This is a genomic window from Ectopseudomonas toyotomiensis (assembly GCF_017167985.1).
Classification (GTDB): Bacteria; Pseudomonadota; Gammaproteobacteria; order Pseudomonadales; family Pseudomonadaceae; genus Aquipseudomonas; species Aquipseudomonas toyotomiensis.
The window spans coordinates 4,365,742-4,391,613 of sequence record NZ_CP070505.1 but is presented as its reverse complement, the minus strand read 5'-3'; the positions used below and the strand labels follow the sequence as shown (position 1 = coordinate 4,391,613).

Below are 25,872 nucleotides of genomic sequence, written 5' to 3'. Positions count from 1 at the left end.
TAAATTTACTTACATTTCTCCGACGCACCCCGAGCCTCAAGCATGCCCGCCAAACTGCAACGTCGCCTTCTCGTATTCGTGATCCTGCTGGTGTTGATCGCCGGTGCCCTGCTCGCCCAGTGGCTGCTGATCGGTCGCTACCACGAGAGCACGGACAACGCTTACGTGCAGGGCGAGATCACCCGCGTCTCCAGCCAGTTGAATGCACGCATCGAAAAGGTCCTGGTGCGTGACAATCAACACGTGGAGGCCGGCCAACTTCTAGCGGTACTGGAAGACGCCGACTTCCGCCTCGCTCGCCAGCGCGCCCTCGCCGCCCTGGAAACTCACCAGGCCGAGCGCGCCCAGGCGCAGAGCAAGCTCGACCAGCAGGCCAGCCTGATTGCCGCCAGCCAGGCCGACGTCGCCGCCAGCCAGGCGACCCTCGATCGCTCCAAGCTCGATCTCGGCCGCGCGCAGACCCTGCGCAAGCCGGGTTACGTCTCCGAAGAACGCGTCACCACCCTGGCCGCCGACAACCGCGTGGCCCGCTCGCAAGTAGCCAAGGCCCAAGCCGATCTACAAGCGCAGCGTCAGCAGGTCGCCAGCCTGGAAGCCGAGCTCAAACGCCTGGACGCGCTGATTCTCTCGGCGCAAGCCGACCTGGAACAGGCCGACCTCAACCTCTCGCGTACGCAGATCCATGCACCGATCAGCGGCATGGTCGGCCAGCGCTCGGCCCGTGAGGGCCAGGTGGTGCAAAGCGGCGCCTACCTGCTGTCGCTGGTACCGGATCAGGACATCTGGATCCAGGCCAACTTCAAGGAAACCCAGATCGGCCACATGCACCCTGGGCAGAAAGCCGAACTGCTGTTCGACAGCTATCCCGACACCCCCATCGAAGGCCGCATCGACAGCCTGTTCGCCGCCTCCGGCGCGCAATTCAGCCTGCTGCCGCCAGACAACGCCACCGGCAACTTCACCAAGGTGGTGCAGCGCATCCCGGTCAAGCTGACCTTCGCCGCCGACAACCCGCTGCATGGACTGATCCGCCCCGGCATGTCGGTGGAGGTCACAGTGGATCTGCGCAGCGACGAAAGCCATGGCGGGTGATGCGCTGATCCGCCCCACGGCTGAGCCCAGCCGCCGCGACTGGATTGCGGTGATGAGTGCGATGCTCGGCGCCTTCATGGCGGTGTTGGATATTCAGATCACCAACTCCTCGTTGAAGGATATTCAGGGCGCACTGTCCGCCACCCTGGAGGAAGGTTCGTGGATTTCCACCTCCTACCTGGTGGCCGAGATCATCATGATCCCGCTGACCGCCTGGCTGGTGCAGTTGCTCTCGGCGCGGCGCCTGGCGGTGTGGGTGTCGGTGGGCTTTCTGATCGCCTCGCTGCTGTGCTCCCTGGCCTGGAGCCTGGAAAGCATGATCGTGTTCCGCGCCCTGCAGGGTTTTACCGGCGGCGCGCTGATCCCGCTGGCGTTCACCATGACGCTGATCAAGCTGCCCGAGCACCACCGCGCCAAGGGCATGGCCCTGTTCGCCATCACGGCCACCTTCGCCCCCTCCATCGGCCCGACACTCGGTGGCTGGCTGACGGAGAACTGGGGCTGGGAATACATCTTCTACATCAACGTGCCGCCCGGCCTGATCATGATCGCAGGGCTGCTCTATGGCCTGGAGAAAAAGGCGCCGCACTGGGAGCTACTGAAGACCACCGACTACGCCGGCATCGTCACCCTTGGCCTGGGCCTGGGCTGCCTGCAGGTATTTCTCGAGGAAGGCCACCGCAAGGACTGGCTGGAATCGCAGCTGATCGTCGGCCTGGGCAGCGTCGCGCTGGTCAGCCTGATCCTGTTCGTGATCCTGCAGATCTCCCGCCCCAACCCGCTGATCAACCTGGGCGTACTGCGCGAGCGCAACTTCGGCCTGGCCAGTATTTCCAGCCTGGGGCTCGGTGTCGGACTGTATGGTTCGATCTACGTGCTGCCGCTGTATCTGGCGCAGATCCAGGGCTACAACGCCATGCAGATCGGCGAAGTGATCATGTGGATGGGCGTGCCGCAGCTGTTCCTGATTCCGCTGGTGCCCAAGCTGATGAAGATCATTTCGCCGAAATGGCTGTGCGCCCTGGGCTTTGCCCTGTTCGGCGCGGCGAGCTTCTTCTCCGGCGTGCTCAACCTGGACTTCGCCGGCGAACAGTTCCAGCACATCCAGATCATCCGCGCCCTGGGCCAGCCACTGGTGATGGTCACCGTGTCGCTGATTGCCACGGCCTACATCCTGCCGCAGGACGCCGGCTCGGCCTCCAGCCTGTTCAACATCCTGCGCAACCTCGGCGGCGCCATCGGCATCGCCCTGCTCGCCACCCTGCTCGATGCCCGCGCCAAGGTCTATTTCGACTACCTGCGCGAATCCATCGTGCCAACCAACCCGCAGGTAGAGGAACGCCTGTACCTGCTGACGCAGACATTGGGTAGCGAGCAGGCGGCCCTGGCCAAGCTCAGCCAGATCGTCCATGAACAGGCGATCATCATGGCCTACAACGATGCCTTCCATTTCATCGGCATCGCCCTGGGCGTGAGCATGCTGGCGATACTGCTGACACGGAAATTGCCGCAGAACATGGCAGGCGGTGGCGCAGCTCACTGACCCTGCTCTGTAGGAGCCGCGCCCCGCGGCGAATCGAGAGAACACCGCAAAGCCAAAAGGTTCGCCACGGCGGGGGCTCCTACACAGACAACCCCACGCCACACGGCAGCATCAAACCTGCAACAAGCGATCGCGCAGCTTCTGAATCTCGTCGCGCAACTGCGCCGCGGCTTCGAATTCCAGATCGCGCGCCAGGGCGTACATCTTCTCTTCCAGCTGACGAATACGCTTGGTGATCTCGCTCGGCGAGCGCAGTTCGCTCTCGTAACGCGCGCTCTCCTCCGCCGCCTTGGCCATGCCCTTGCGCTTGTTGCTGCGCGCCCCCGGCACCACGGCGCCTTCGAGGATGTCCTTGACGTCCTTCTGCACGCCCTTGGGCACGATGCCATTGGCCTCGTTGAAGGCGATCTGCTTGGCGCGGCGCCGCTCGGTCTCGCCAATGGCGCGCTGCATCGAGCCGGTCATGTTGTCGGCGTACAGAATCGCTCGGCCGTTGAGGTTACGCGCGGCACGGCCGATGGTCTGGATCAGCGAGCGCTCGCTACGCAGGAAGCCTTCCTTGTCCGCATCGAGAATCGCCACCAGCGACACCTCGGGCATATCCAGGCCTTCACGCAGCAGGTTGATCCCCACCAGCACGTCGAAGGCGCCCAGGCGCAGGTCGCGAATGATCTCCACCCGCTCGACGGTATCGATGTCCGAGTGCAGGTAACGCACCTTGACGTCATGGTCGCCCAGGTAGTCGGTCAAATCCTCGGCCATACGCTTGGTCAGGGTGGTAACCAACACGCGGTCACCCGCTGCCACACGCAAACGGATCTCCGAGAGCAGATCATCGACCTGAGTGCGCGCCGGACGCACCTCGATCTGCGGGTCGACCAGGCCGGTCGGTCGCACCAACTGCTCCACCACGCGCCCGGCATGCTCGCCCTCGTAAGGCCCAGGTGTAGCGGAAACGAAAATGGTCTGCGGGCTGGCCGCCTCCCACTCCTCGAAACGCATCGGTCGGTTATCCAGCGCAGAAGGCAGGCGGAAGCCGTATTCCACCAGGGTTTCCTTGCGCGAGCGGTCGCCCTTGTACATGGCGCCGACCTGCGGCACCGAGACATGGGACTCGTCGATCACCAGCAGCGCTTCGTCCGGCAGGTAGTCATAGAGAGTGGGTGGCGGCGCGCCGGACGGGCGGCCCGACAGGTAGCGCGAGTAGTTCTCGATGCCGTTGCAGTAGCCCAACTCGAGGATCATCTCCAGGTCGAAGCGCGTGCGCTGCTCCAGGCGCTGCGCCTCCACCAGCTTGTTCGCCCCGCGCAGGTACTCCAGGCGCTGCTGCAACTCGACCTTGATCTGCTCAACCGCCTCCAGCAAGGTTTCACGCGGCGTGACGTAGTGGCTTTTGGGATAGAAGGTGAAGCGCGGCAGCTTCTGGATCACCTCGCCGGTCAGCGGGTCGAAGGCACTGATACTCTCCACCTCGTCATCGAACAACTCGACACGAATGGCTTCCAGATCCGATTCCGCCGGGAATATATCGATCACATCACCGCGCACGCGGAAAGTGGCACGGGCGAAGTCCATGTCGTTGCGCGTGTACTGCAGCTCGGCCAGGCGGCGCAGCAGCGCGCGCTGATCCATCTTGTCGCCACGGTCGAGGTGCAGCACCATTTTCAGGTACTCCTCGGGGCTGCCCAGGCCATAAATCGACGACACGGTGCAGACCACGATGACGTCCTTGCGCTCGATCAGCGCCTTGGTCGCCGACAGGCGCATCTGCTCGATATGGTCGTTGATCGAGGCATCCTTCTCGATGAAGGTGTCCGACGACGGCACATAGGCTTCCGGCTGGTAGTAGTCGTAGTAGGAGACGAAGTACTCCACCGCATTGTTCGGGAAGAACGCCTTGAACTCACCATAGAGCTGCGCCGCCAGGGTCTTGTTCGGCGCCAGGACCAGGGTCGGGCGCTGCACCTTGGCGATCACGTTGGCGATGGAGAAGGTCTTGCCCGAGCCGGTCACGCCCAGCAGGGTCTGGTGCGAAAGCCCCGCCTCCAGCCCCTCGACCATCTGCCGGATCGCCTCAGGCTGATCGCCGGCAGGTTTGAAGCGGGTCACCAACTGAAACTCGGACATGCAGTACCTCGACAAATGGCTGTGACGCATCCTGTCGGACCGCGTCAAAAGCCATGAATTGCGGGGCGATTCGGCGATAGGTCCAGGTAGAGTCGAATTACCTGGCAAAAGGCCTTAATTCAGGGCTTTGCGCTGTCGCCCCCTGGATTCAGGGTCGTTATACTAACGCCCCGTTTACGCGCCCCCTAGCGCTTTTGTCGGGGACGCCTGGCCACCCACCCCTCACTCGAGTTGCCGCACCCATCATGAGTCTCTTCTCTGCCGTCGAAATGGCTCCGCGCGATCCCATCCTGGGCCTCAACGAAGCATTCAACGCCGACACCCGCACCACCAAGGTCAACCTTGGCGTGGGCGTCTACTACAACGAGGAGGGGCGAATTCCGCTGCTGCGCGCCGTCGCAGAAGCTGAAAAGGCACGTATCGAGGCCCACGCACCTCGTGGCTACCTGCCGATCGAAGGCATTGCCGCTTACGACAAAGCCGTGCAGGAACTGCTGTTCGGCAAAGGCGCTGCGCTGATCGAAGCCGGCCGTGTGATCACCACCCAGGCCCTGGGCGGCACTGGTGCCCTGAAGATCGGCGCCGACTTCCTCAAGCGCCTGCTACCGGACGCCACCGTGGCCATCAGCGACCCGAGCTGGGAAAACCACCGCGCCCTGTTCGAATCCGCCGGTTTCCCGGTGCAGAACTACCGCTACTACGATCCGTTCAGCAACGGCGTGAATCGTGGCGGCATGCTCGAAGACCTGCGCAATCTGCCGGCCCGCTCCATCGTCGTGCTGCACGCCTGCTGCCACAACCCGACAGGCGTCGACCTGCAGCTGGAAGACTGGAAAGCCGTGCTGGACGTGCTTCGCGAGCGCGAGCACGTGCCCTTCCTCGACATCGCCTACCAGGGCTTCGGTGACGGCATCGATCAGGACGCCGAAGCCGTGCGCCTGTTCGCCGAGTCGGGCCTGGAATTCTTCGTTTCCAGCTCCTTCTCCAAATCGTTCTCGCTTTACGGCGAGCGCGTCGGCGCCCTGTCGCTGGTCACCAGCAGCCGCGAAGAGTCGACTCGCGTCCTGTCGCAGCTCAAGCGCGTGATCCGCACCAACTACTCCAACCCGCCGACCCACGGCGCCACAGTAGTCGCCAGCGTACTCAACAGCCCCGAACTGCGCGCCATGTGGGAAGCCGAACTGGGCGAAATGCGCGACCGCATCCGCAGCATGCGCCTGGCCATGGTCGAACAACTGGCAGCCCTGGGTGCCAAGCGCGACTTCGGCTTCGTCGCCGAGCAACGCGGCATGTTCTCCTACTCCGGCCTTACCGTGGAGCAAGTGGAACGCCTGAAGGAAGAGTTCGGCATCTACGCCGTCGGCACCGGCCGCATCTGCGTCGCCGCGCTGAACAACGGCAACCTGGACAGCGTCACCCGCGCGATCCACGCCGTGCTGTAAGCCTCTGTAATAAACAAGAACGCCGGCCCATGAGCCGGCGTTTTTGCATGCACCAACGCCACACACCTGCAGGAGCGGCTTCAGCCGCGATCTGTCGCGGGCCAACTGCCGTCGCGGCTAAAGCCCCTCCCACAACAGCGCCGCCGAATCTGCCGAATACCAGACAAGCAGAAGTCACGGCAAAGTGTTGACTTCTCTTTTTTAATCAGTAACATACGCGCCGTTGTTCCGCGATAGCTCAGTCGGTAGAGCAAATGACTGTTAATCATTGGGTCCCTGGTTCGAGTCCAGGTCGCGGAGCCAAATTCAAGAACCCAGCCTAATGCTGGGTTTTTTATTGCCTGCGGACTCTCACCAGGGACTGCGTCCCAGGTTATTCGCTTCGCTCACCCCTTCGGGGCCGCGCTAAAGCGCGTTCAACTGCGCTGTCGAGTCCAGGTCGCGGAGCCAAATTCAAAAGCCTCGGTTGATCCGGGGCTTTTTCGTTTTCAGCGGACTCTCACCGGGGACCATGTCTCAGGTTATTCATCTCCCTGAAGGAGCCCGCTGCACCTGTAGGATCCGCGCCCCGCGGCGAATCGAAAGAACACCGCAACGCCAAAAGCTTCGCCCCGAGGCGGGGCTTCTACAAAACACAAATCGCGCAACCCAGCACCCTCGCCCTGCAAAAACGAAAAAGGCCGGTCAAAAGACCGGCCCAGACAACAACGCCGCCAGGCGTCAATTAACACTCAGCTTGTCGCGATTCTTCTCCAGCGTCGCCTCGCCGATACCTTTCACCTCCAACAACTCGTCGACCGAGGCGAAATTACCGTGTTCCTCCCGATAAGCCACAATCGCCTGCGCCTTGGTCGCACCAATCCCGGCCAGCTCACGCTGCAGCGTTGCAGCATCGGCGGTATTCAGATTGACCACGGCAACCTGCGCCACCTGCACGGCAGTCGGTTTGGCGCTTTCGGTTTTCGGGGTTTCAGCTGCGACTGCAGCCAGAGAGAAAGAAGCGAGAACAGCGAACAGCAGGGAAGATAGACGGAGTTTTTGCATGATGTGCATTCCTTGTCGTAAGTAGATCCCAGTGAGGTTTGAAACCCCACAAGAATCAACCTAGACGCTATCTTCCAGCTGTCAAACCAACGCCTCAACGCTCCCGGTTTCGGAGATGAATCCAGTCAACGATCTCACCTTCCGGCACATAACCATGCACCGTTTCGCGCAGCAGCACGCGTACGCGAGCGTAATCATCCTCACTGACCGCAGCCAGTAGCGCCTGCAAGCGAGCCTTGAGCTCGTCCCAGGGCAGCATGTCCTCTTCCGCGCGCATGATCATCGGATGCTCGGTCGGCTTCACATCCTCGCCGATCAGCAGCTCCTCATAGAGCTTTTCACCCGGACGCAACCCGGTGAACTCGATACCGATATCGCCATGCGGATTGCGCTCATCGCGCACAGTAAGACCGGACAGACGGATCATCTTCTCCGCAAGGTCGGCGATCTTCACTGGCTCCCCCATATCCAGCACAAACACATCCCCCCCCTGCCCCAACGAACCGGCCTGAATGACGAGCTGTGCCGCCTCGGGAATGGTCATGAAATAACGGGTGATGTTCGGATGAGTCACCGTCACCGGCCCACCCTGCTTGATCTGTTCCCTGAACAATGGAATCACCGACCCGGAAGAGCCCAGCACATTGCCAAAACGCACCATGGTGAACCGGGTCTTGTTGACGTGATGAACACCTGAGTCATCACCGAACAGCAACGGCGCAGACTCACGACTCAGCGCCTGCAGCACCATCTCAGCCAGGCGCTTGGTGCTGCCCATGACATTGGTGGGTCGTACCGCCTTATCGGTTGAGATCAGCACAAAATTGGCAACACCCGCCTTGATCGACGCCTGCGCGGCATTGAGCGTACCAACCAGGTTATTGAGCACGCCCTCAGCAACATTATGCTCGACCATCGGCACATGCTTGTACGCGGCGGCGTGATAGATGGTGTTGACCCGCCAAGTCTGCAGAATATCGAACAACCGCTCGAAGTTACGGATAGACCCGAGAATCGGCACCAGCTTGATCGGCAGCGACTCCCGCTCGATGCGCTGCTGCAATTCACCATGAATACTGTAGAGATTGAACTCACTGTGCTCGAAAAGCAGCAAGGTCCGCGCGCCGCTGGCGAGAATCTGCCGACACAACTCCGAACCAATGGAGCCACCAGCTCCGGTGACCAGAACCACCTGATTCTTGATGCAGCGCTCGAACAAATCTTGCCGAGGCGGAACAGCATCACGCCCGAGAAGGTCAGCGATATCGACTTCCTGAAGGTCTTCGACCTTTACCCGCCCACTGGCGAGATCCATAAACCCGGGGATGCTGCGCACATGAAGCGCGTAAGGCTCCAACGCCTCGAGTATCTCCCGCCTGCGCGCGCGGGGGATCGAGGGCATTGCCAGCAAAACCTCTGTCACACCCGTTTCATCGATCATTTGCTGAATATGCTTGGGCGTGTAGACGCGCAGCCCCGCAATCGTGCGAGTAGCAATACCGGAATCATCATCAATGAATGCCGCCGGACGCATCGCTTTACCCAAACGCAAAGCTGCTACCAGCTGATTACCAGCCGCCCCGGCCCCATATATGGCGACCTTGGAAGTGCCTGACTCGATATCGCGGCGGCGAGCAATCGGCTCGAACCAATCACCTATAAAGAACTGGCGCATGGTCAAGCGCAAACCGCCCAACAGCAGCAGGCTCAGCCACCAATAATTAAAAACCATGGACCTCGGAACGAGAGCCGTCGGCCCACGATACCAATAAACAGCCAGAGATAGCACCAATGCAGATAGGGTCACTGCCTTGGCTATCGTTACAAGAGCATCATTACCCAAATAACGCATTACCGCACGATACATCCCCAACCTGATGAAAATGGGAAGTGCAATAACAGGCGCCAGTAGAAACAACCAGCCATGACCAGAAAAAGGTCTGGCAGCATCCCAAGCCCCTATACGAACTGCAAACGACAACCACAGGGCCAGCCAAATTAGCAATACATCAACAACCAGCTGAAGAACTCGCTTTTGCCGACGAGACAAATGCAAAAGGTATTGGCGCAATAACTCTATTCGTCGACGAATCATCTCAATACCTCAATCCTTGGCAATCAAAGCCTGGCCAGGCTTGATAACCAAACCCGGCTCGATAACGACACCATATCCAGCACTGCAACCTGCCTGTAACCAAGCAGATTCGCCGACCGCGACTCCGCCAGCCAAGCAGACACCGACACCAAGATGCACATAGTCGTCCAAAGTCGCATCATGGTCGACCACCGCTCCCGCATTGATGATTACCCCTCGCCCCAAGCGAGCCTCAGTGCCCACGACTGCCAGTGACATGATGGCTGAACCAGGGCCGACTAAAGCTGAAGCGCTCACGCAAGCATGGGGGTGAACTACGCTGACCAGCGAAATGCCAGCAGCGGTGATCTTTCCTTGCCAAGCACGGCGCAAGCAATTATTACCAACCGCCGCGATAGCTCCGTCAGCTGCCCCTGCATTTTCAGCCAGATGGCTCAGGCCACCGACCACAGGCAGGCCAAAAACAACCTTCAGCTCAGGCCATCTGTCGTCGAGGAAAACTACCTGCTGCCACTCTCCAGAGAGTAATGCCGCCTCGGCAACAGCCTTGCCGTGACCACCGGCCCCAAGAACAAGCAATTTCCGCAACTGGCTCATCTGTGCTCCAATTCGCCAGCACGAAATTTGATGGCCAGCATTATCAAAGGCATGTAAGCCAACACTAGTCCGACCAAACCATCGCCGCCTTGCACCACCCAGACTGCCACCGGTAACAGCCAGCAGAGATTGATCGCAGCAACCGCCAGAGTAACCGGCACATGGCGGCCGAACCGACGCGAGGCGTATTGATACGCGTGACTTCGATGAGCTTCATAAACCTTGTCTCCGCGCAGTAAACGCCGGAGTAGAGTAAAGGTCGCGTCCACCACGAAAACACCCAACAAGATCAGCCAGCCCCAAAGCAAGGATTGATCGATCCACGCCGCCTGCAAGGAAAGAACGCCAAGCACAACGCCTAGAAAGCCGCTACCAGCATCGCCCATGAAAATTCGCGCCGGCGGGAAATTCCAATAAAGAAATCCCACTACAGCAGACGACAGCAGCAACGGCAGCAATGCAGCGTCAGCATGCCCTTGGAGGGCATATAACAGAGCGCCCCCTAAACAAACACAGATAGCCTCAATACTGGCAATGCCATCGATTCCATCCATGAAGTTGTAAAGGTTGAGTAACCAGACCAGATACAAAGAGGCCAACAAATAACTCAACCAACCAAAGTCAACTGAGTGGCCAAGTATTACCAACGGCGGCAGTCCACCGAGCCAGAATAGCGCCCAAGCAGCAGCAGCGAAATGCCCAAGCAAGCGCCAGCGAGCGGCAATGTGCCCGTGGTCATCCAGGAACCCAAGCAATGCAATTGCCGAACCCGCGCCTAGCAGCGAGTAATAAATCTCAGTAGGTAGATCCAGACCTGCAGCGGACGCGGCGCACAACCCCATGAGGAATGCCACAACAATGGAAACGCCTCCTCCACGCGGCGTTGGTTGGCTGTGTGAGCTACGTGCGTTGGGTATATCCATCAGGCTGCGTGCCAGCGCGTAGCGTCGCAACAAAGCCGTAAGCCCCCACGCCACTAAAGCGATGGCCGCCATCAGAACCATAACTTTCATCTAGAGAATTCTTTTAAATAGTGCGCAGCCGTCTTAGCTAGCGCTTGATCAACCGTAAACGGTGGAGTCCACCCCAATCGCTCACGCGTCTTGTCCATGTTGATCTGTAACGAACCACACAGGCGCTGACTGAGCTGGCGACGACCCAACATGATCGCAACCCGCTCAATCAACGCCTGCGGCACTGGCCAGAGCCGCGCCGGGCGCCCGAGAGCTGCACTCAGGCGACGCAGCAACTCGCTGGTAGATAGATCCTCGCCGTCGCAGACAAGAAAACGCTCCCCGCTGGCCCCTGGATGGGTAAGGCACACAACCAACAAGTCCACCAGATTATCCAGTGCAACCAGACTGCGGCGGTTATCTATGGCACCGAAGGGCAACGCCCCCCCCCGCTGCAGCCAGCGCATCATGCTCAAGAAGTTGGCCTTGACCCCGGGGCCGTAGATCAAAGGCGGACGGACGATGACCACTTCCAGCCCTGTTTCAGCAGCAAGGGCCAGCAACTCATCCTCCGCCTCTCGTTTTGAGATGCCGTAAGGGTCCGTTGCATTCGGAACATCATCGGCTCTGTAAGCCTGCCCTGGGAGAGTCTGCTCACCGTTGACCTTGATTGAGCTGACGAAGACGAAACGCCGTACGCCCGCTACCACAGCCTGATGTGCCAGGCGCAGCGTGCCTTCGACGTTGGCTCGACGAAACTCTATCAATGGATCGTCAGCTTGCTCATGCATCACGTGCACCCGCGCTGCGCAGTGAATGACCGCATCGACGTCCTCGAGCGCCTGCGACCAGTCGGCCTCCGCCTCTAAAGACGGAGTGAGGAAGTACTCCACCCCGACAAGTGGAACAACCGGTGTGTTGCGCTGGGCGCAGCGTAACCGATGCACGCCATCGCCCAGCAGGCGCGCCTGCACACCACGACCAACGAAGCCGCTGGCGCCAGTCAGCAGAACACGCATGTTTAGTCCTTACGCCAGACGGTACGATTCACGTAGTCGGTGTAACTGAGCACCACCCGCACCACCTGCAGCGACACTGGACCGCCTTCATAGTCGGGCACCAGAGGAATCATACGCTCGCTGGCCCGGTGTTGGCTGGTGATGACCTTGACCGCAGCCAGCACCGAATCCCTCTTCAGCCCGCTCATGATCAGCGTGCCCTGGTCCATCCCCTCAGGGCGCTCATGAGCATTACGCAGCGTCACCGCCGGCAGGTTGAGCAAGGAAGCTTCTTCGGTGATGGTTCCGCTATCAGAGAGTACACAGAAAGCGTTCATCTGCAGCTTGATGTAATCGAGCAGGCCGAATGGTTTGGAGAAGCGGATCAGAGGGTGGTCCAGCGATTCGCCCAGCGCCTCCAGTCGCTTACGTGTACGCGGATGGGTCGAGACAATCAGCGGGAAGCCATATTCATCGGCCAACGCTCGCAGGGTGGCAAGCAGATCACGCAGGTTGTCCGGAGTGTCGACGTTCTCTTCACGATGGGTGCTGACAATGAAGAACTTTCCTACCTCGAGCCCTTCGCGAGCAAGCACATCGGAGGCCTCGATCTTCGGCTTGTAGTAGTCCAGCACCTCATGCATGTGCGAGCCAGTCTTGATGATGGTCTCAGGGCGGATACCCTCAGCGATCAAATAGCGACGAGCATGTTCGGTGAGCACCAGGTTGATGTCGGAGAGATGATCGAGCACCTTGCGGTTTAGCTCTTCCGGCACACGCTGATCAAAACAGCGGTTGCCCGCCTCCATATGGAATATCGGAATCTTGCGGCGCTTCGCGGCGATCACCGCCAGGCAAGTATTGGTGTCGCCATAAAGCAGCAGCGCGTCGGGCTGCTCCAGTTCGAATACTTCGTCGGCCTTGGCAATTACTTCGGCGATGGTCTGCGCGGCGGTTTCCCCAGCGGCGCCTAGGAAGTGATCCGGCTTGCGAATCTCCAGATCATCGAAGAACACCTGGTTGAGCTCATAGTCGTAATTCTGCCCCGAGTGCACCAGTACGTGATTGACCTGCCGATCCAGTTCAGCGATCACCCTGCTCATTTTGATTAGCTCCGGACGGGTGCCGACCAGCGTCATGACCTTAAGCATCGAGCTGCTCCTTGATGTAGTCGAGCTTGAGCAGTAGCTGCTTGATGGCGGGAATATCCAGACGCTCGGTGTTGTGCGAGGTGTAGTCATCCAGCTCGGAGAGCTTCTCCTCGCCTTCGACGAAATACTTCTTGTAGTTGAGATCGCGATTGTCGGCCGGAATACGGTAGTAACGCCCCATGTCCTCGGCCTTGGCCATCTCCTCGCGCGAAACCAGGGATTCGTAGAGCTTCTCGCCGTGCCGGGTACCGATCACCCGCACCGGGTTGTCGTGACCGAATAGCTCCTTGAGCGCCAGGGCCAAGTCGCCGACGGTGGAGGCAGGCGCCTTCTGCACGAACAGATCGCCCTGCTGGCCATGCTCGAAGGCATGCAGCACCAGATCGACCGAATCTTCCAGCGACATCAGAAAACGGGTCATCTGTGGGTCGGTCACGGTCAGCGGCTCACCGCTGCGCAGTTGCTCGATGAATAGCGGAATCACCGATCCACGTGAAGCCATCACGTTGCCGTAACGGGTGGCGCAAACCACGGTACCGCCTTCTGGAATCATCCGTGACTTAGCTACCATCAGCTTTTCGGCCATGGCCTTGGAGATACCCATGGCATTGATCGGGTACACCGCCTTGTCGGTGGACAACACCACCACACGCATCACGCCGCTGGCGATGGCGGCATTGAGCACGTTCTCGGTGCCATTGACATTGGTACGCACCGCCTCCATCGGATAGAACTCGCACGACGGCACCTGCTTGAGCGCCGCGGCGTGGAAAATGTAATCGACGCCTACCATCGCCTGCTTGAGGCTGTCGTAATCACGCACATCGCCGATGTAGAACTTGACCTTGTCATTGGCCAGGGCTATGCGCATATCCTCCTGTTTCTTCTCGTCGCGGGAGAAGATACGGATCTCGCGCACGTCGGTATCGAGGAAACGCCGTAATACCGTATGACCGAAAGAACCGGTACCACCGGTAATCATCAATACCTTGTCGTCGAACATAAAACCTTCCAGAACGTGAACGCAGCCCAGAGGCTGCGTAAATTTCATGCGGACGCAGCTAGCGCAGTTCTCGCATCCGCCGGATAAGCTCCGGCCAGGATGGCGCCACGTACCCCGTGGCGTTGCGGAAACGCGAGCCATCGAGGGAGCGATCGATCGCCAGCGCGTCGTCAGCGCGAATTTCAATCTGCTTACCGTACTCTGCCGCCACTAGACTGAGTAGCCTGAACTTGTCGATCGGCTCGGCGGCGACATGATACAGGCCATTGAGTTGCGGGTGCGGAATCACGAACTCTTTCATTACTCGAGCCAGTTCCACCGTCGGCAGGCCAGAGAAAATAGCCTTGGTGAAACCCCTGACGCTCCCCTTTTGGGAGAGGAACCAATCCACCAGCGCGTGATTCGAGCTCAGCTCGTGCCCAATGATCGAGGTGCGCAAGGTAATGGCATGCGGAATATCATGCAGCTCGCCTATGTACTTGGACTTACCGTATAAGTCCTCGGCATCCGACAGATCGCTCTCCAGATATAAGCCCTTGCGTCCGGCAAACACGCAGTCGGTGCTCACATGAATCAGCCGAGCACCACTCAGCGCACAGAGCCTGGCCAACCGATGCGGCAACATGGCGTTTATCGGTAGTGCAGTGAGCGGATCCTTAGCGTCGGCCAACTGCTTGATCAGCCCGACGCAGTTGATCACCACGTCCGGTCGGACCCTGGTCATGGTCTCGACCAAGGCGTCCTGGTCGAGCACATCGATCCCGGTGAGCAAACATGCATGACTACCCGGAGAGATATGCCGCAAAGCCGCTCCGCTACGTAGCGTGCCCCACGTCTCGTATGCAGCATCGGCAGAAAACACTCGAAAGACGGCATTACCGAGCATACCGCTGACACCAAGCACTAATACTTTCATCTACTAACGCCCTGAAATGAATGGACGAACACTTGCAAGGATTTCAACCAATTCTTTTACCTGGCTGCTCATCTCGAAGTGCTTGGCAAAATAATCTCTACCTGAAAGCCCCATCGCTTCGCGCTCCGCCTGCCCATACCCCTTCATGGTGCGAATATTAGCCATCAGCGGCAGCACCTTCTCGGCCGGCGATGCCAAGCCGGCACCCGCCTCGCACACCACACGGGCGCCCTCGCCATTCATGCTGGCGATGATCGGCCGACCAGCTGCCAGATAAGCCTGGATCTTGCTGGGAATGGTCTGAGCGAACGCGGGCTCGTCGTTCAACGACACCAACAGGGCCGAGGCGCGCTCGAAAATCTGCGGCATCATCTCCATCGGAAAACGCCCCGGCAGCACCAGATTGTCCAGGCCGAGGGCTTGCTGCTGGGACTTGAGCCAAGCCAGGCGACTGCCACTGCCCACAAGCACCAGGCGGATTTGCGGATCGTCGCGCAGATGAACCGCGGCCTGCACGATCGTTTCCAGAGCCTGTGCAGTCCCCAGATTGCCGGCGAACACTACGCAGAAATGTTGTTCCAGAACGTTCCTGAGCTCATCTGGGATGACAGCCCCCCCGACCGGAAAGCGCACATCCAGGGAATTCGGGTAGTAAACGATCTTGTCGCGCCTCGCATATCTGGCCACCGGCTCAACAAATGCCCGGGATTGAACCAACAGGGTATCGCAGCAGCGATAGATACCCCTCACCGCCCAGCCAACCACCCGAAGTGCATACGGATTGCGTACGAAACCGGTGGCCGACAAGCTCTCCGGCCAAAGATCCTGCACCCACAGGGCGAGCTTGGCCCTCTTCAACCATTTGAGTAGGATCGCCGGAATCGCCTGAGTAATGGGCGAAGGGGCGAACACCACAATTGCGTCGAACTCACGCCTCCGCAGCATCCAGGGCAGACACAACAGACCGCTGAAGACAAAGGAAAGGTAGTTCAGGATCAGGTTCTTCGCCCCGCCCTGCCCACGCGGCCAAAGCGGCACCCGCAATACCTCGATACGCCCCAGGAAACGCTCACGCTGGGTGCCACCGGCACGGTAGCCATCGAAGACCTTGCCGTCGGGATAGTTGGGTTTGCCGGTGGCGACCACCACCTCGTGGCCCTGCTCATCGAGGGTGCGCACGATGTCATTGATGATGAAGCTTTCCGGCCAGAAGTACTGGGAAAGGATGAGGATGTTCACGAACGCCCCCTCGCCCCCTGCTGAAACGAGAGAAACACTTCACGGTTGGCTTGAATGTGCAAGTCGCTGGATATTCGCTTGCGCGCACGCTCCTGTACTAAAGCGCGGTTGCGATAACCACTGCCAGCAGGCACAGAGCCGAAACCATTCAGCACCTGCACGAATTCCTGAGGCGCCTCAAGGGGACAGACCCAGCCCAAGCCATCGGTCTCGAGCCCGGTCCAAGGGGTTCTATCACTGAGCAATACCGGGGTACCCACGGCCAACGCCTCGGCGATTACATGCCCGTAGTTTTCGCCCAGGGTGGGAAAATAAAAGAGGTCGTACTGAGCCAGTACGTTGCCCACATCATCTGGCTCGACATAGCCGCAGAAGTTGACCTTGATGGAGGCCGGCAGTCTTGCCACTAGTTCGGCACACTCGTTGCTGTAGCTGTCTTCCTCAAATACGCCATACACATCGAGGCTGGCAGTGCTTTGCACGGACGCTAAGGAACGGAGGACGAAATCCAGGTTCTTTTTGCGCGCCAACCGGGAGAGAAACACTAACTTCAACGGCCCGTCGACTTGCGCTTCACGCACGTCAGAGGATGCCATCGGCGGCATGGTGAGGTTCATCGCAATGCGGATACGTCCGCGATCGACGCCCAAAACCCGTTCGATTTCATCGGCCTCTGCTGTTGTCGAGGCATGGAATATCGTTTTGCGCAGCAGCCCCAGACTTTTAACGGTTTTTATGTATAAGCGCTTCTTGGCTGTTTTAAACGACATGGCGCCTTCGGAAAACTCCCCACGCGGTGCCAGCAGAACCTTGCTTTCACGCCCCAAAAAGCGCGCAGCCAGAAGCCCCCAAAGAGTCATCCGCAGGTCAAAAAAGCTATTGAGGTACAGAACGTTCCAACGAGAAGAAAAGATCAGCCCTAACAGCTTAGTAAAAAAAACAATACCCGACGGCAAATAAAAAACCTTGCAACCCCGCACATCATTCCACGCACCAACAGAAATACCACTATAACTTTTTTTATCACCGGCATCTCTATCCCGTGTCACCACAGAAAAATCAAATTCCGAACCTAGCAATGCCACCATATTCGAAATAGAACGCAGCGGACCGCCGCCTTTACCACCCGGATAATAATAACTAACAAAAACCAAAACATTTAATTTATCCATTAGGTAAAAATACCACTCTAACTAACATTCAAAACTCGCCATTCTCTTTCACACCAAAAATATCCGAAGCGCCGTTGGCAGGCGCAGACCGCACATCTAATGCCAACCTAAAACTCGGTCTATCATTGGCCAAGCTGGCCATGCCGGCATCGACCAAACCGGTCATATATTCCACCCCTGGAAGATCTAGAAGAATGGTTTGGCAACCTAGAGCCAGGCCTTCATATAGCGCCGTTGAAAACACCCCCACTTGAACGCCAACCTGCCTCAACAAGGTATATAAATCGTATTGGTCAGTGACAATTTCAATCACTCCCGAGCGGGCGAGTTCCTCCAAATAGGGATACTCGCGCCAACGCTCGTACTCGCTTGGATGCAGCTTGTAGAAAAGCTTGTAACCCTGTAGCTCGGCACAATACTCATAAATACAGGCGGCAATCTTATCGCCCAAGGCGCCTTGGGAAATGACCACGAGCTCCGCATTATGTTTATTTACCGATGGCAAGGCGGCCAGCTTTCTCTTGAAAAAGTCGAAACCGATGACCGAGCAGTTTTCCTCGGCAATCGGCATCTGTACCAATCGTGCCCAGTACGCGCCCCAAATCATCATGCTTGCGGGAAACAGCTCAATCTCTGCCGTGCGCCCCGGATAGCTGTATCCGAGATGGTAGGCGCTGAACGTGCCATGCTGGATTTCCGCGGTTTCAATACCCAACTGTTTGGCAGCGAAAATCGCATCGCCACAAGCGTAGCCAATCACCACCGTCAATTTTTTCGGTTTAATGGAGTTAAAGAGCCAGCGGTAGAACGCAGTGTAGAGCTTAAATTTACCAATCGATCGACTCAGGATGGGCTCAAGCGACACCTCGCGCCCCAGCTCGCTGGAAAGCCGGACTGACACGCGATTGATGCACGTTAACGCGTCAGCGCTAAGCCTGTCGTGTTTTATCCGTTTCCACGCTAAAAGAAGTAGTGGCAAGCACGCCAGACTGTATCGATTTTGATCAGCCGATTTTAGCGCAATCCCCGGAACCAGCCGATTCAGACTGACGACTTTTTTGCCGCTACGCCGCATCGACTCACGGTACGCATGGGTGTAGATATCAACCCGCTCCCCCTCGAATATTGCGCTGCGTGGGTGTTCGATCACTACCTCATCGACCTTTCTGCATGCTAGCCAGAGTGGGCTTTCGACCACCAGCTCTTTAAGCAACCGGGGCAGTTGGGCAAGCAGACTTCTGGTGTTACGTTTAATAGGATGCGCTTCAATAAAAACGCCTGACAGTTCGGCCAGGTAGTAATAAATCTCCATGCGCGTGTATTGCCAGACCTTTACGCCGTTGACGTCCAGATCCAGCAAATTGAATTCGCGCTCGACCGACCAGATGAGCTCGCATAGGTCGCGAACGGTGCGTACCGAACCTTGGGGTTGTATGGCGCTCAATGGAACCGCCCTTCGGCTTTCAAGCGGTCATAATGCTCGCGATCCCGGTATTTGAAGACCTGTGCGGGATGCCCTCCCACAATGGCGTACTTGGGCACACTCTTGGTAACCACACTACCGGCTTGGACGATGGCGCCCTCTTCCAGCGTGACACCGCCAAGAATAATCACCCGATCCCCCAGCCAGACGTTGTCATGAATACGTACGTCTCGGCTAATAACGGTGCTATCGTACGGGATGGCCGTGCCGCAATCGTAATTATGATTGTCGGTCAGAATCAAACAGTCCTGCCCAGAATGAAAGTTGTCGCCAATTAATACCTTTCCTGCTCCGCGAATGGTCATACCGTTGAAGTTGACGTTGGTTCCCAGTACCGTAGTGGCTGTGACAGTACTGTAGAAGTTGACAGTCAACCCCGCACCGTGGGAGCGGCACCTAGTTGCCACACGGTAACGATAGCCCCATGCTAGCGCCCTGCGTAGTTTGATATAGAGCGTCTTCAGTAAGGATTTCACGGTGCTATCTCCAAGGCATGGCGCAAATACGCTGTTTATAAATAAATGCCATGACGACTGCCCCCCCCCACGCCAGCGCCGACGAGTACGCCGCACCGACCGCACCAAAATGATCAACCAGAACATAGCTGAACACCAGATTCGACAACGCACAAATCACCAAGATGCCGGATAAGACATAGTGCCTTTCCATAAGGATGAAATAAGGAAACAGCATCTTGTACAGGCCCTGAATCGCCAGCGCCAAGGCGATCCAGAATACGTAGGAGGCAGCCCCGAGAAAGGCCTGGGAGACCATAAACGGAATCGCAAAATAGGCGAACACCGATACCGCTACAACCAAGCAAAACACACCCATCGCATAGAAGTAGCTATAGCGAACGACGGTTTTTTTATTGCCTTCGGTCGGCTTGCTCATCAACTTGTAAAACCAGGGGCTCCAGGCTTTGGCAAATGCATCGGTAAACATCAGCACGATCATGCCAAAATTATAGCCAATAGCGTAATGTCCTACAGCTTCAAGCCCGACCATGCGCTCGATAAAGACCCGGTCACTGACATTCATGACAATGCCGGCCAGCACATAGGGAATCATCGGTACCGAAGAGCCAAGCACCCTCCGCACTTCCACAGATGAAATATTTAGGCTCAAGTAGCCGCGCTTGGTCATATATACAATGGCGACAAAAAAGAATACGCCGTACGCCGTTAACAAACCATACACCTGCGAACGCCAACCGGCCTCAAGAGATAGCAAAAAAACCAGGGTGACCGATATGGCTAATACTGTGCAGGCCACCTCGAAGGCACCATATATATAGGCACGCCCCTCATTCCTTAAGATGGTGAGATTGATCGTGTTCACCATGGTCATAAAACTCAGCAGCGGCATGACCAAGAAAGCCGATAAGGGCAGCGAGAACAAGTCATTGACAAAAAGAGCGACGACAGCGAAAAAAACCGTGGCAATAAAAGACGAGACCAACATTACGACAAAAATATTGCCGATCATATCGCCAAGCTTGTCTTTGGGCAGAGTGAAAAAATTTTTGGAAATATTGGCATGCACGTTCATGCCAACAAACGCGGAGATGCAACTATTGGCTAACAAGAAGATAGCCAGCGCACCGAATTCTGTCGGACTAAGGTGATGCGTCATAACTGGCAGCATCAGGAACGGCACGGCTCTACTCAACAGACTAGAGCCCAGATAGATGCCGGATTGGCTTAACAACCTCATGGTCGGAAAAACGCGTTGAAAACCGGACTCAAGGTAGCCTCGCGAGAAAGTCTTTCATGACCTCGAAATTTTCATCGATCATGCAGTGCGACACGTTGAGTCGACGCCACTGATTTTGCTGCTCGTAAATCAACGCCACCTTAATCTCGCGGAACACTAATGGATTGGCAACGTAACGCTCAAATCCAGGCACAAGCTTAGAGCCGACCTTAGAGAAAAAGTCAGCTTTGAAGCGCTCTACGCCATCGATGACGGTACCGCCAATGACCTTTTCCACGGCCCTACCGCGACCGTCTTCGGTAACTAGCACACTGGCTTTACGCACCGAATTCATAAATATATGTGCATGCACACGATAGCCGATATGCAGATCAACGCCCGCATAGTATTCCATTAGGCGTTCGGCACTTCCGGAAATATCTACGTAGGAGATGCCCTCCCCGACCAACCAGTCGGCTAACGCTCGATGCTTACTATTGTGGCTTCGGCCTTTGCTATGAGCTTTGAGGAAGGTGTCTGCATTAAGGGCGTGATGAAACACCACTTCAAATTCGCTGTCGGCGAACCACTGTTTCAGCTGCAAAATCTGCGTTTTCATCGCCTGCTCCATGGCCGGGCTGTCTACCAAAGCGACACCCAGAGAAAACGCGACCTTTGTAAAGGTCTGCGGCGGATTGAACGGTTTACCGATGAAATCAAGGTCGTAATACGCTGGACAACCGGTCATCATCACGTCGTCGATACCCTTGAAGGCCAAGACATTGAATGTGTGAAAATCACGCACGCTCAACGGCAGCCCTGAATTCACGGCTTTATTCAGCAATTGCTGCGTGCTGGCAGATAGCGGATAGTCGTAGGTGTCTTGCCAACTACCGTTGATGGACTTCCAGCCTATACCCATAGTGGTGATGGGCGTAGTGATGGCGTCGAGATTGGCTGTCAGCGCGTAGATGCCGGGGTACATGTTCATCTGCAGCGCAGGCCCGCCCATGAGAATCAGGGCCTTGGCGTTGTTGACCAACTCCAAGGTGGCAGCGTCGAATGGCTTCCAGGCATCGAGGTCGACTATTTCCCGGTCAGGCCTAAGGGCGGCAAACAGCTTCTTCGCACGATGCTTGATGAGAAAGTCGCCGGCGTTGTTCTTGCTGCCCGTCAGGATGACGTAGTAATCCTTCACTCAAACATTCCCCACTGCAAGACGGCATCCTCGCTGATCGCCTGCTTGGCGGTCTTGCCCACCAGCTCATCGATGGCGCGCGGGCTGATGCCATGAGCGGGGCGTTTGAACGTCAGATCGGCCAGCTCGACCACCTTGCCGATCGAGATGTCACGGGTGGCGACCAGACTGCGACGGGCATTGCGGCGCGCCGGCTCCTCTTCGCTCAGGGCCTCAACCTTGAAGTTGCCGAGAATGGTGAAGGTACGCTCCAGGTTGCGGCGGAAGACTTTCAGGTCCTCCTTGTCCATGGCGTGGTAGTGGTCGTTGCCCGGCAGTGTCTTGTCGTGGCTGAAGTGCTTCTCGATGATCACGCTGCCCAGCAGGGTAGCCATTTCGCAGACTTTCATGTCATTGGGCAGGGTGTGATCGGAATAGCCGATCAGCTTGTCCGGGAAAGCCCGCTTGAGCCCCAGCAACATCCCCAGGTTGGCGTTCTCGTCGGCGGTCGGGTAGTTCAGCACGCAGTGCAGCAGCGCCAGCGGATTACCGAAGGCCTCAATCCAGCTGACGGCCTCCTGGATCTCCCACAGTTGACTGGCACCGGTGGAGAGGATGATCGGCTTGTTGAAGCCGCACATGAACTGGATGAAGGGCTTGTTGGTGATATCCGAGGAGGAGATTTTGTAGACGTTCATCAGGTCATTGAGGAAGGTCGCCGACTCGATGTCGAACGGGGTGCTCATGAACTCGATGCCGACCCTGTCGCAGTATTCCTTGAGCGCCACCATCTCGTTCTTCCAGAACTTGTCGTGCTTGGAAAACAACTCATGCTGGGAGAGCGTCGGCTCCTTGCTGGTATCCCAGTATGCCGGCGAGTGCTTGGAAGCCAGGGTGTCGGCCTTGTAGGTCTGGAATTTGATGGCGTCGGCACCGCCCTCCTTGGCCTCGTCAACCAAGCGCTTGGCAATATCCATGGAGCCTTCGTGGTTCACACCGGCCTCAGCGATCACGTAGGGGCGATAGAGCTTGGCTTCGTGCGGGTCGATCGAGTTAAACAACTGGAGAATGTTCATACCTGCTCCACGATATTGTTGATCAGTTTGAGCGCCCGCTTGCGGCCGCCTGCCAGATCGGATTTGGCCATAAGGCCACTCATGTACTGGCGTGGTGGGTAATTTTCCACCAGACCGGAGAAAGCCTGAAGGATTTCTGCGCTGGAAACCGCAGTTCCCAGTCCGAGATTGAGGAAGCCGTATTCGGCCGAGGCAAAGAAATGTGTCAGCTCCCGCTCGTTCTGCGCCAAGACTATGGCCGGTATCTGCAGCGAAGCCACCTCATAGGTAGTTCGCCCGGCGGAGGTGAAGATGATGTCGGCGCCGCTCATATGCTCGGCAATGGTCATACTGTTGCGGAACACCTGGACATCCGCAAAGGGTTCCAGGGTCTCATACTGGGAATAGCCAAACCCGGCCACAACGCTGATATCTATCCCGTGCTCGCGGCAGTAAGGGTGGATGGCTTCGATGACCTTGCGGGTGTAGTTGTTGGGGTCGACACCACCGAAGGTCAGCAGCACCTTGCGCACGCACTCCGCCGGCCGGCGAACCGGGGTCAGAACAAATTCGTCGCGCAGAATGAAGTACTCATGCCCAAAGTAGTGCCGGGGTAACACTTCGCGCTCCGGGTAGATGGCGTTGATCACTAAGTCGGCAAACCGCGCACCGGCACCCAGATCCTCGAAGTTGACTGTCTTGATGCCGTTGCCCTTGAGCGCAACCATGTAGGCCTCGCTGGTGTCGAGACGGTCGTTGATGACCACGTCGGGAGCCAGACGCCGGATGTCATCGACTATGTCCGCCTGGCTCTGCATGTGTACCTGATAGTTCTTCGAGGCGATCTTTTCGTAGGCCAACTGACTCTTGTCATCGACCAAGAACTCGACTTGGTGATTTAGGATGTCATTGGCAATCAGTAGTGTGTTGTAGACATGTCCAAGGCCTATCTGCTGGTAGCCAGACACGACGAAGAGAATCTTCTTGCGCTTGAGATAGAACTCGCAAAGGCTCCAGTCCTCGTAGGTATCGATGTCGATATCCTCGCCGCCCTGCAGCAAGTACAGTTCGACTCGCGAACCGATGCGATTGTTCTCCGAAATGATGGAACCACGAGTGATAAGGAAACCACCGGTCTCCTTGAATACAGGCTCCAGATACTGGCGGTTCACCCGCTTGGCATAGTTCGGGATATAACGCCCTTCTTCGCGCTTCCAAGTCAGGTGCGTGTCATCGCGTGCGGAAATGATGGTGTCTATCGCCGGCTCGTCGATCAGACGCTCCAACGCGGCATCCAAAGAGGCGCTCTTGAGCAATGGCGAGGTGGGTTGCAAGGTAACGATCAGGTCATAGGTCTTGCCCTCTTTCGCGCAGGCCTGCTGGTAGCCATCGAAGATCACCGGGTCTAGGGTGGTGTGATCTTGCGCCTTGGTGGCTTCACGGTGAATGATCTTGGCACCGAGCTTTTCCGCGATGGCTGCTATCTCACCATCGTCAGTAGACACATAAATATCCGGCTGAAAACGGGAAGCACATGCGGTCTGGATGCTGTAATAGATCAGAGGCTTGCCAGCCAGCGCTCGAAGATTCTTTCTAGGAATCCCTTTCGAGCCCCCACGCGCCGGTATGACTATCAAAATATTCGGTTTCATCTTGGACCTAAAACAGACATGGCATCACGGACAAATGCAACACTTACCTTCCGATGGAGTAATAGCGAATCCCTTTCTTGCTCATGCGCACTGGGTCAAACAGGTTGCGCCCATCAAAAATAACCGGCGAGCTCAACTGGTTCTTAATGAGCTCAAAATCGGGCGCCTTGAATGACTGCCACTCAGTAACAATGATAAGAGCGTCTGCCCCCTGCAAGGCGGCCTCCTTGGTCTCGCACAAACTTAGTTCGTCGCGCCGACCATAGATACGCCGAGCTTCCGTCCTCGCCTCAGGATCAAACGCCTGAACACGCGCCCCTGCAGCCCACAATGCCTCCATTAACACACGACTGGGCGCCTCGCGCATGTCATCAGTATTGGGCTTGAAGCTCAACCCCCATAACGCGAAGGTCTTTCCTGCAAGATCGCCGGCAAAATGCGCACAAATCTTGTCTATCAAAACACGCTTCTGCTGCTCATTACGTGCCTCGACTGCTTTCAGCAGGGCGGCATCGAAGCCAATGTGATCGGCTGTACGTATCAATGCCTGGACATCTTTAGGGAAGCAGGATCCACCATAGCCAACACCGGCATAAATGAAGTGGTAGCCAATGCGCGGGTCAGAGCCTATACCCTGACGGACCATCTCAATGTCTGCACCGAGCCTTTCTGCAAGATTGGCCATTTCGTTCATGAAGCTGATTTTGGTAGCCAGCATACAGTTGGCAGCGTATTTGGTCAGCTCAGCACTGCGCACATCCATAACGATGATCTTTTCATGGTTACGATTGAACGGCGCATAAAGTTCACGCATCACCTCTTCAGTGTGCTTGCTACTCGTACCAATAATAATCCTATCTGGACGCATACAATCCGAAACAGCAGAGCCTTCCTTTAAGAACTCGGGATTGGAAGCAACATCAAATACAAGATCAGTGCGGCCACGCTCGGCCAATACACTCGCAACATGCGCTCTAACTATATCGCCAGTTCCCACCGGAACAGTGGATTTATCAATGATAATGACATTGCGCTCCATCGCACGCGCAATAGTATTAGCAACTGCAAGAACATGCTTTAGATCAGCAGAACCATCCTCATCCGGAGGAGTACCAACGGCGATGAATTGAACGTCACCGTGGTGAACAGCCATAATGGGGTCAGTAGTAAAGCTTAGACGACCAGAACTATGATTTTCCCTTACCAGCACCTCAAGACCGGGCTCATATATAGGAATAACACCCTGATTAAGGCGCTCCACTTTATTCGCATCAACGTCGACACATACAACCTCATGCCCCACTTCCGCAAGCACGGCTCCTTGAACCAACCCTACGTAGCCGACACCAAAAACGGTAACCTTCATGAAACTGCCTTTTAAAATTCTAACTACGCAAAATCGACAAAACCACAAGGACACTACAGCACGAAAAATAAC

Annotated in this window: 21 protein-coding genes and 1 tRNA gene; 4 read left to right on the top strand and 18 right to left on the bottom strand. The window is 57.1% G+C overall.

Annotated features, from left to right (window positions below; genetic code table 11):
- Positions 1-42: 42 nt before the first annotated feature.
- Positions 43-1,092 carry an HlyD family secretion protein gene (locus JWV26_RS20295; protein ID WP_196448303.1) on the top strand — a complete coding sequence of 350 codons (1,050 nt, stop codon included), beginning with the start codon at positions 43-45 and terminating at the stop codon, positions 1,090-1,092.
- The gene (locus JWV26_RS20290; RefSeq protein WP_420890276.1) at positions 1,082-2,635 is read left to right on the top strand and encodes an MDR family MFS transporter; all 1,554 of its coding nucleotides are present in this window, start codon (positions 1,082-1,084) and stop codon (positions 2,633-2,635) included. Before JWV26_RS20295 ends, JWV26_RS20290 begins: the two co-directional genes overlap by 11 nt.
- A 111-nt stretch (positions 2,636-2,746) precedes the next feature.
- Here JWV26_RS20290 and uvrB read toward each other — a convergent pair whose 3' ends face one another.
- On the bottom strand, positions 2,747-4,762 hold the full coding sequence (uvrB, locus tag JWV26_RS20285) for an excinuclease ABC subunit UvrB (protein WP_206417673.1): 2,016 nt from the start codon (positions 4,760-4,762) through the stop codon (positions 2,747-2,749).
- A gap of 245 nt (positions 4,763-5,007) precedes the next feature.
- Between uvrB and JWV26_RS20280 the strand changes: the two genes are divergently transcribed.
- Entirely contained in the window at positions 5,008-6,204 is a 1,197-nt protein-coding gene (locus JWV26_RS20280) for an amino acid aminotransferase (protein WP_143497276.1), read from the top strand.
- A gap of 227 nt (positions 6,205-6,431) precedes the next feature.
- Positions 6,432-6,507, top strand: a tRNA-Asn gene (locus JWV26_RS20275).
- Positions 6,508-6,924: 417 nt separating this feature from the next.
- Here JWV26_RS20275 and JWV26_RS20270 read toward each other — a convergent pair.
- The 17 genes from JWV26_RS20270 to JWV26_RS20190 all read right to left on the bottom strand — a co-directional run bounded on the left by JWV26_RS20270 (position 6,925) and on the right by JWV26_RS20190 (position 25,800).
- Positions 6,925-7,248, bottom strand: a complete 324-nt coding sequence (locus JWV26_RS20270) for a ComEA family DNA-binding protein (protein WP_206419237.1) — start codon at positions 7,246-7,248, stop codon at positions 6,925-6,927.
- A gap of 94 nt (positions 7,249-7,342) precedes the next feature.
- Positions 7,343-9,343, bottom strand: a complete 2,001-nt coding sequence (locus tag JWV26_RS20265; protein WP_206417672.1) for a polysaccharide biosynthesis protein — start codon at positions 9,341-9,343, stop codon at positions 7,343-7,345.
- Between the two features lie 9 nt (positions 9,344-9,352).
- Positions 9,353-9,940: a PglD-related sugar-binding protein gene (locus tag JWV26_RS20260; RefSeq protein WP_206417671.1), complete on the bottom strand. Its 588-nt coding sequence runs from the start codon at positions 9,938-9,940 to the stop codon at positions 9,353-9,355.
- Entirely contained in the window at positions 9,937-10,953 is a 1,017-nt protein-coding gene (locus JWV26_RS20255) for an MraY family glycosyltransferase (protein WP_206417670.1), read from the bottom strand. Before JWV26_RS20255 ends, JWV26_RS20260 begins: the two co-directional genes overlap by 4 nt.
- Entirely contained in the window at positions 10,950-11,912 is a 963-nt protein-coding gene (locus tag JWV26_RS20250) for a UDP-glucose 4-epimerase family protein (RefSeq protein ID WP_206417669.1), read from the bottom strand. Before JWV26_RS20250 ends, JWV26_RS20255 begins: the two co-directional genes overlap by 4 nt.
- A 2-nt stretch (positions 11,913-11,914) precedes the next feature.
- Positions 11,915-13,042, bottom strand: coding sequence for a non-hydrolyzing UDP-N-acetylglucosamine 2-epimerase (gene wecB, locus JWV26_RS20245; protein ID WP_206417668.1), 1,128 nt, complete (start codon positions 13,040-13,042; stop codon positions 11,915-11,917).
- On the bottom strand, positions 13,035-14,045 hold the full coding sequence (locus JWV26_RS20240; protein WP_206417667.1) for a polysaccharide biosynthesis protein: 1,011 nt from the start codon (positions 14,043-14,045) through the stop codon (positions 13,035-13,037). The genes wecB and JWV26_RS20240 overlap by 8 nt, the downstream gene beginning before the upstream one ends.
- Before the next feature lie 58 nt (positions 14,046-14,103).
- Complete coding sequence (locus tag JWV26_RS20235) at positions 14,104-14,961, bottom strand: dTDP-4-dehydrorhamnose reductase family protein (RefSeq protein ID WP_206417666.1); 858 nt, start codon at positions 14,959-14,961, stop codon at positions 14,104-14,106.
- 3 nt (positions 14,962-14,964) lie between these two features.
- Positions 14,965-16,200, bottom strand: coding sequence for a glycosyltransferase family 4 protein (locus tag JWV26_RS20230; protein WP_206417665.1), 1,236 nt, complete (start codon positions 16,198-16,200; stop codon positions 14,965-14,967).
- A complete protein-coding gene (locus tag JWV26_RS20225; protein WP_206417664.1) occupies positions 16,197-17,372 on the bottom strand; it encodes a glycosyltransferase family 4 protein in 1,176 nt (391 codons plus the stop codon). The genes JWV26_RS20230 and JWV26_RS20225 overlap by 4 nt, the downstream gene beginning before the upstream one ends.
- 28 nt (positions 17,373-17,400) lie before the next feature.
- On the bottom strand, positions 17,401-18,816 hold the full coding sequence (locus JWV26_RS20220) for a hypothetical protein (protein ID WP_206417663.1): 1,416 nt from the start codon (positions 18,814-18,816) through the stop codon (positions 17,401-17,403).
- Positions 18,813-19,331: an acyltransferase gene (locus JWV26_RS20215; protein ID WP_206417662.1), complete on the bottom strand. Its 519-nt coding sequence runs from the start codon at positions 19,329-19,331 to the stop codon at positions 18,813-18,815. Before JWV26_RS20215 ends, JWV26_RS20220 begins: the two co-directional genes overlap by 4 nt.
- 4 nt (positions 19,332-19,335) lie before the next feature.
- Positions 19,336-20,514: a lipopolysaccharide biosynthesis protein gene (locus tag JWV26_RS20210; RefSeq protein WP_206417661.1), complete on the bottom strand. Its 1,179-nt coding sequence runs from the start codon at positions 20,512-20,514 to the stop codon at positions 19,336-19,338.
- Positions 20,515-20,599: 85 nt separating this feature from the next.
- Positions 20,600-21,748 (bottom strand): polysaccharide pyruvyl transferase family protein, encoded by a 1,149-nt coding sequence (locus JWV26_RS20205; RefSeq protein WP_206417660.1) that lies wholly within the window; start codon positions 21,746-21,748, stop codon positions 20,600-20,602.
- Positions 21,745-22,803: an N-acetylneuraminate synthase family protein gene (locus JWV26_RS20200; RefSeq protein WP_206417659.1), complete on the bottom strand. Its 1,059-nt coding sequence runs from the start codon at positions 22,801-22,803 to the stop codon at positions 21,745-21,747. The genes JWV26_RS20205 and JWV26_RS20200 overlap by 4 nt, the downstream gene beginning before the upstream one ends.
- Positions 22,800-24,434: a cytidylyltransferase domain-containing protein gene (locus JWV26_RS20195; RefSeq protein ID WP_206417658.1), complete on the bottom strand. Its 1,635-nt coding sequence runs from the start codon at positions 24,432-24,434 to the stop codon at positions 22,800-22,802. Before JWV26_RS20195 ends, JWV26_RS20200 begins: the two co-directional genes overlap by 4 nt.
- A gap of 43 nt (positions 24,435-24,477) precedes the next feature.
- Complete coding sequence (locus tag JWV26_RS20190) at positions 24,478-25,800, bottom strand: UDP-glucose dehydrogenase family protein (RefSeq protein WP_206417657.1); 1,323 nt, start codon at positions 25,798-25,800, stop codon at positions 24,478-24,480.
- Positions 25,801-25,872 lie beyond the last annotated feature (72 nt).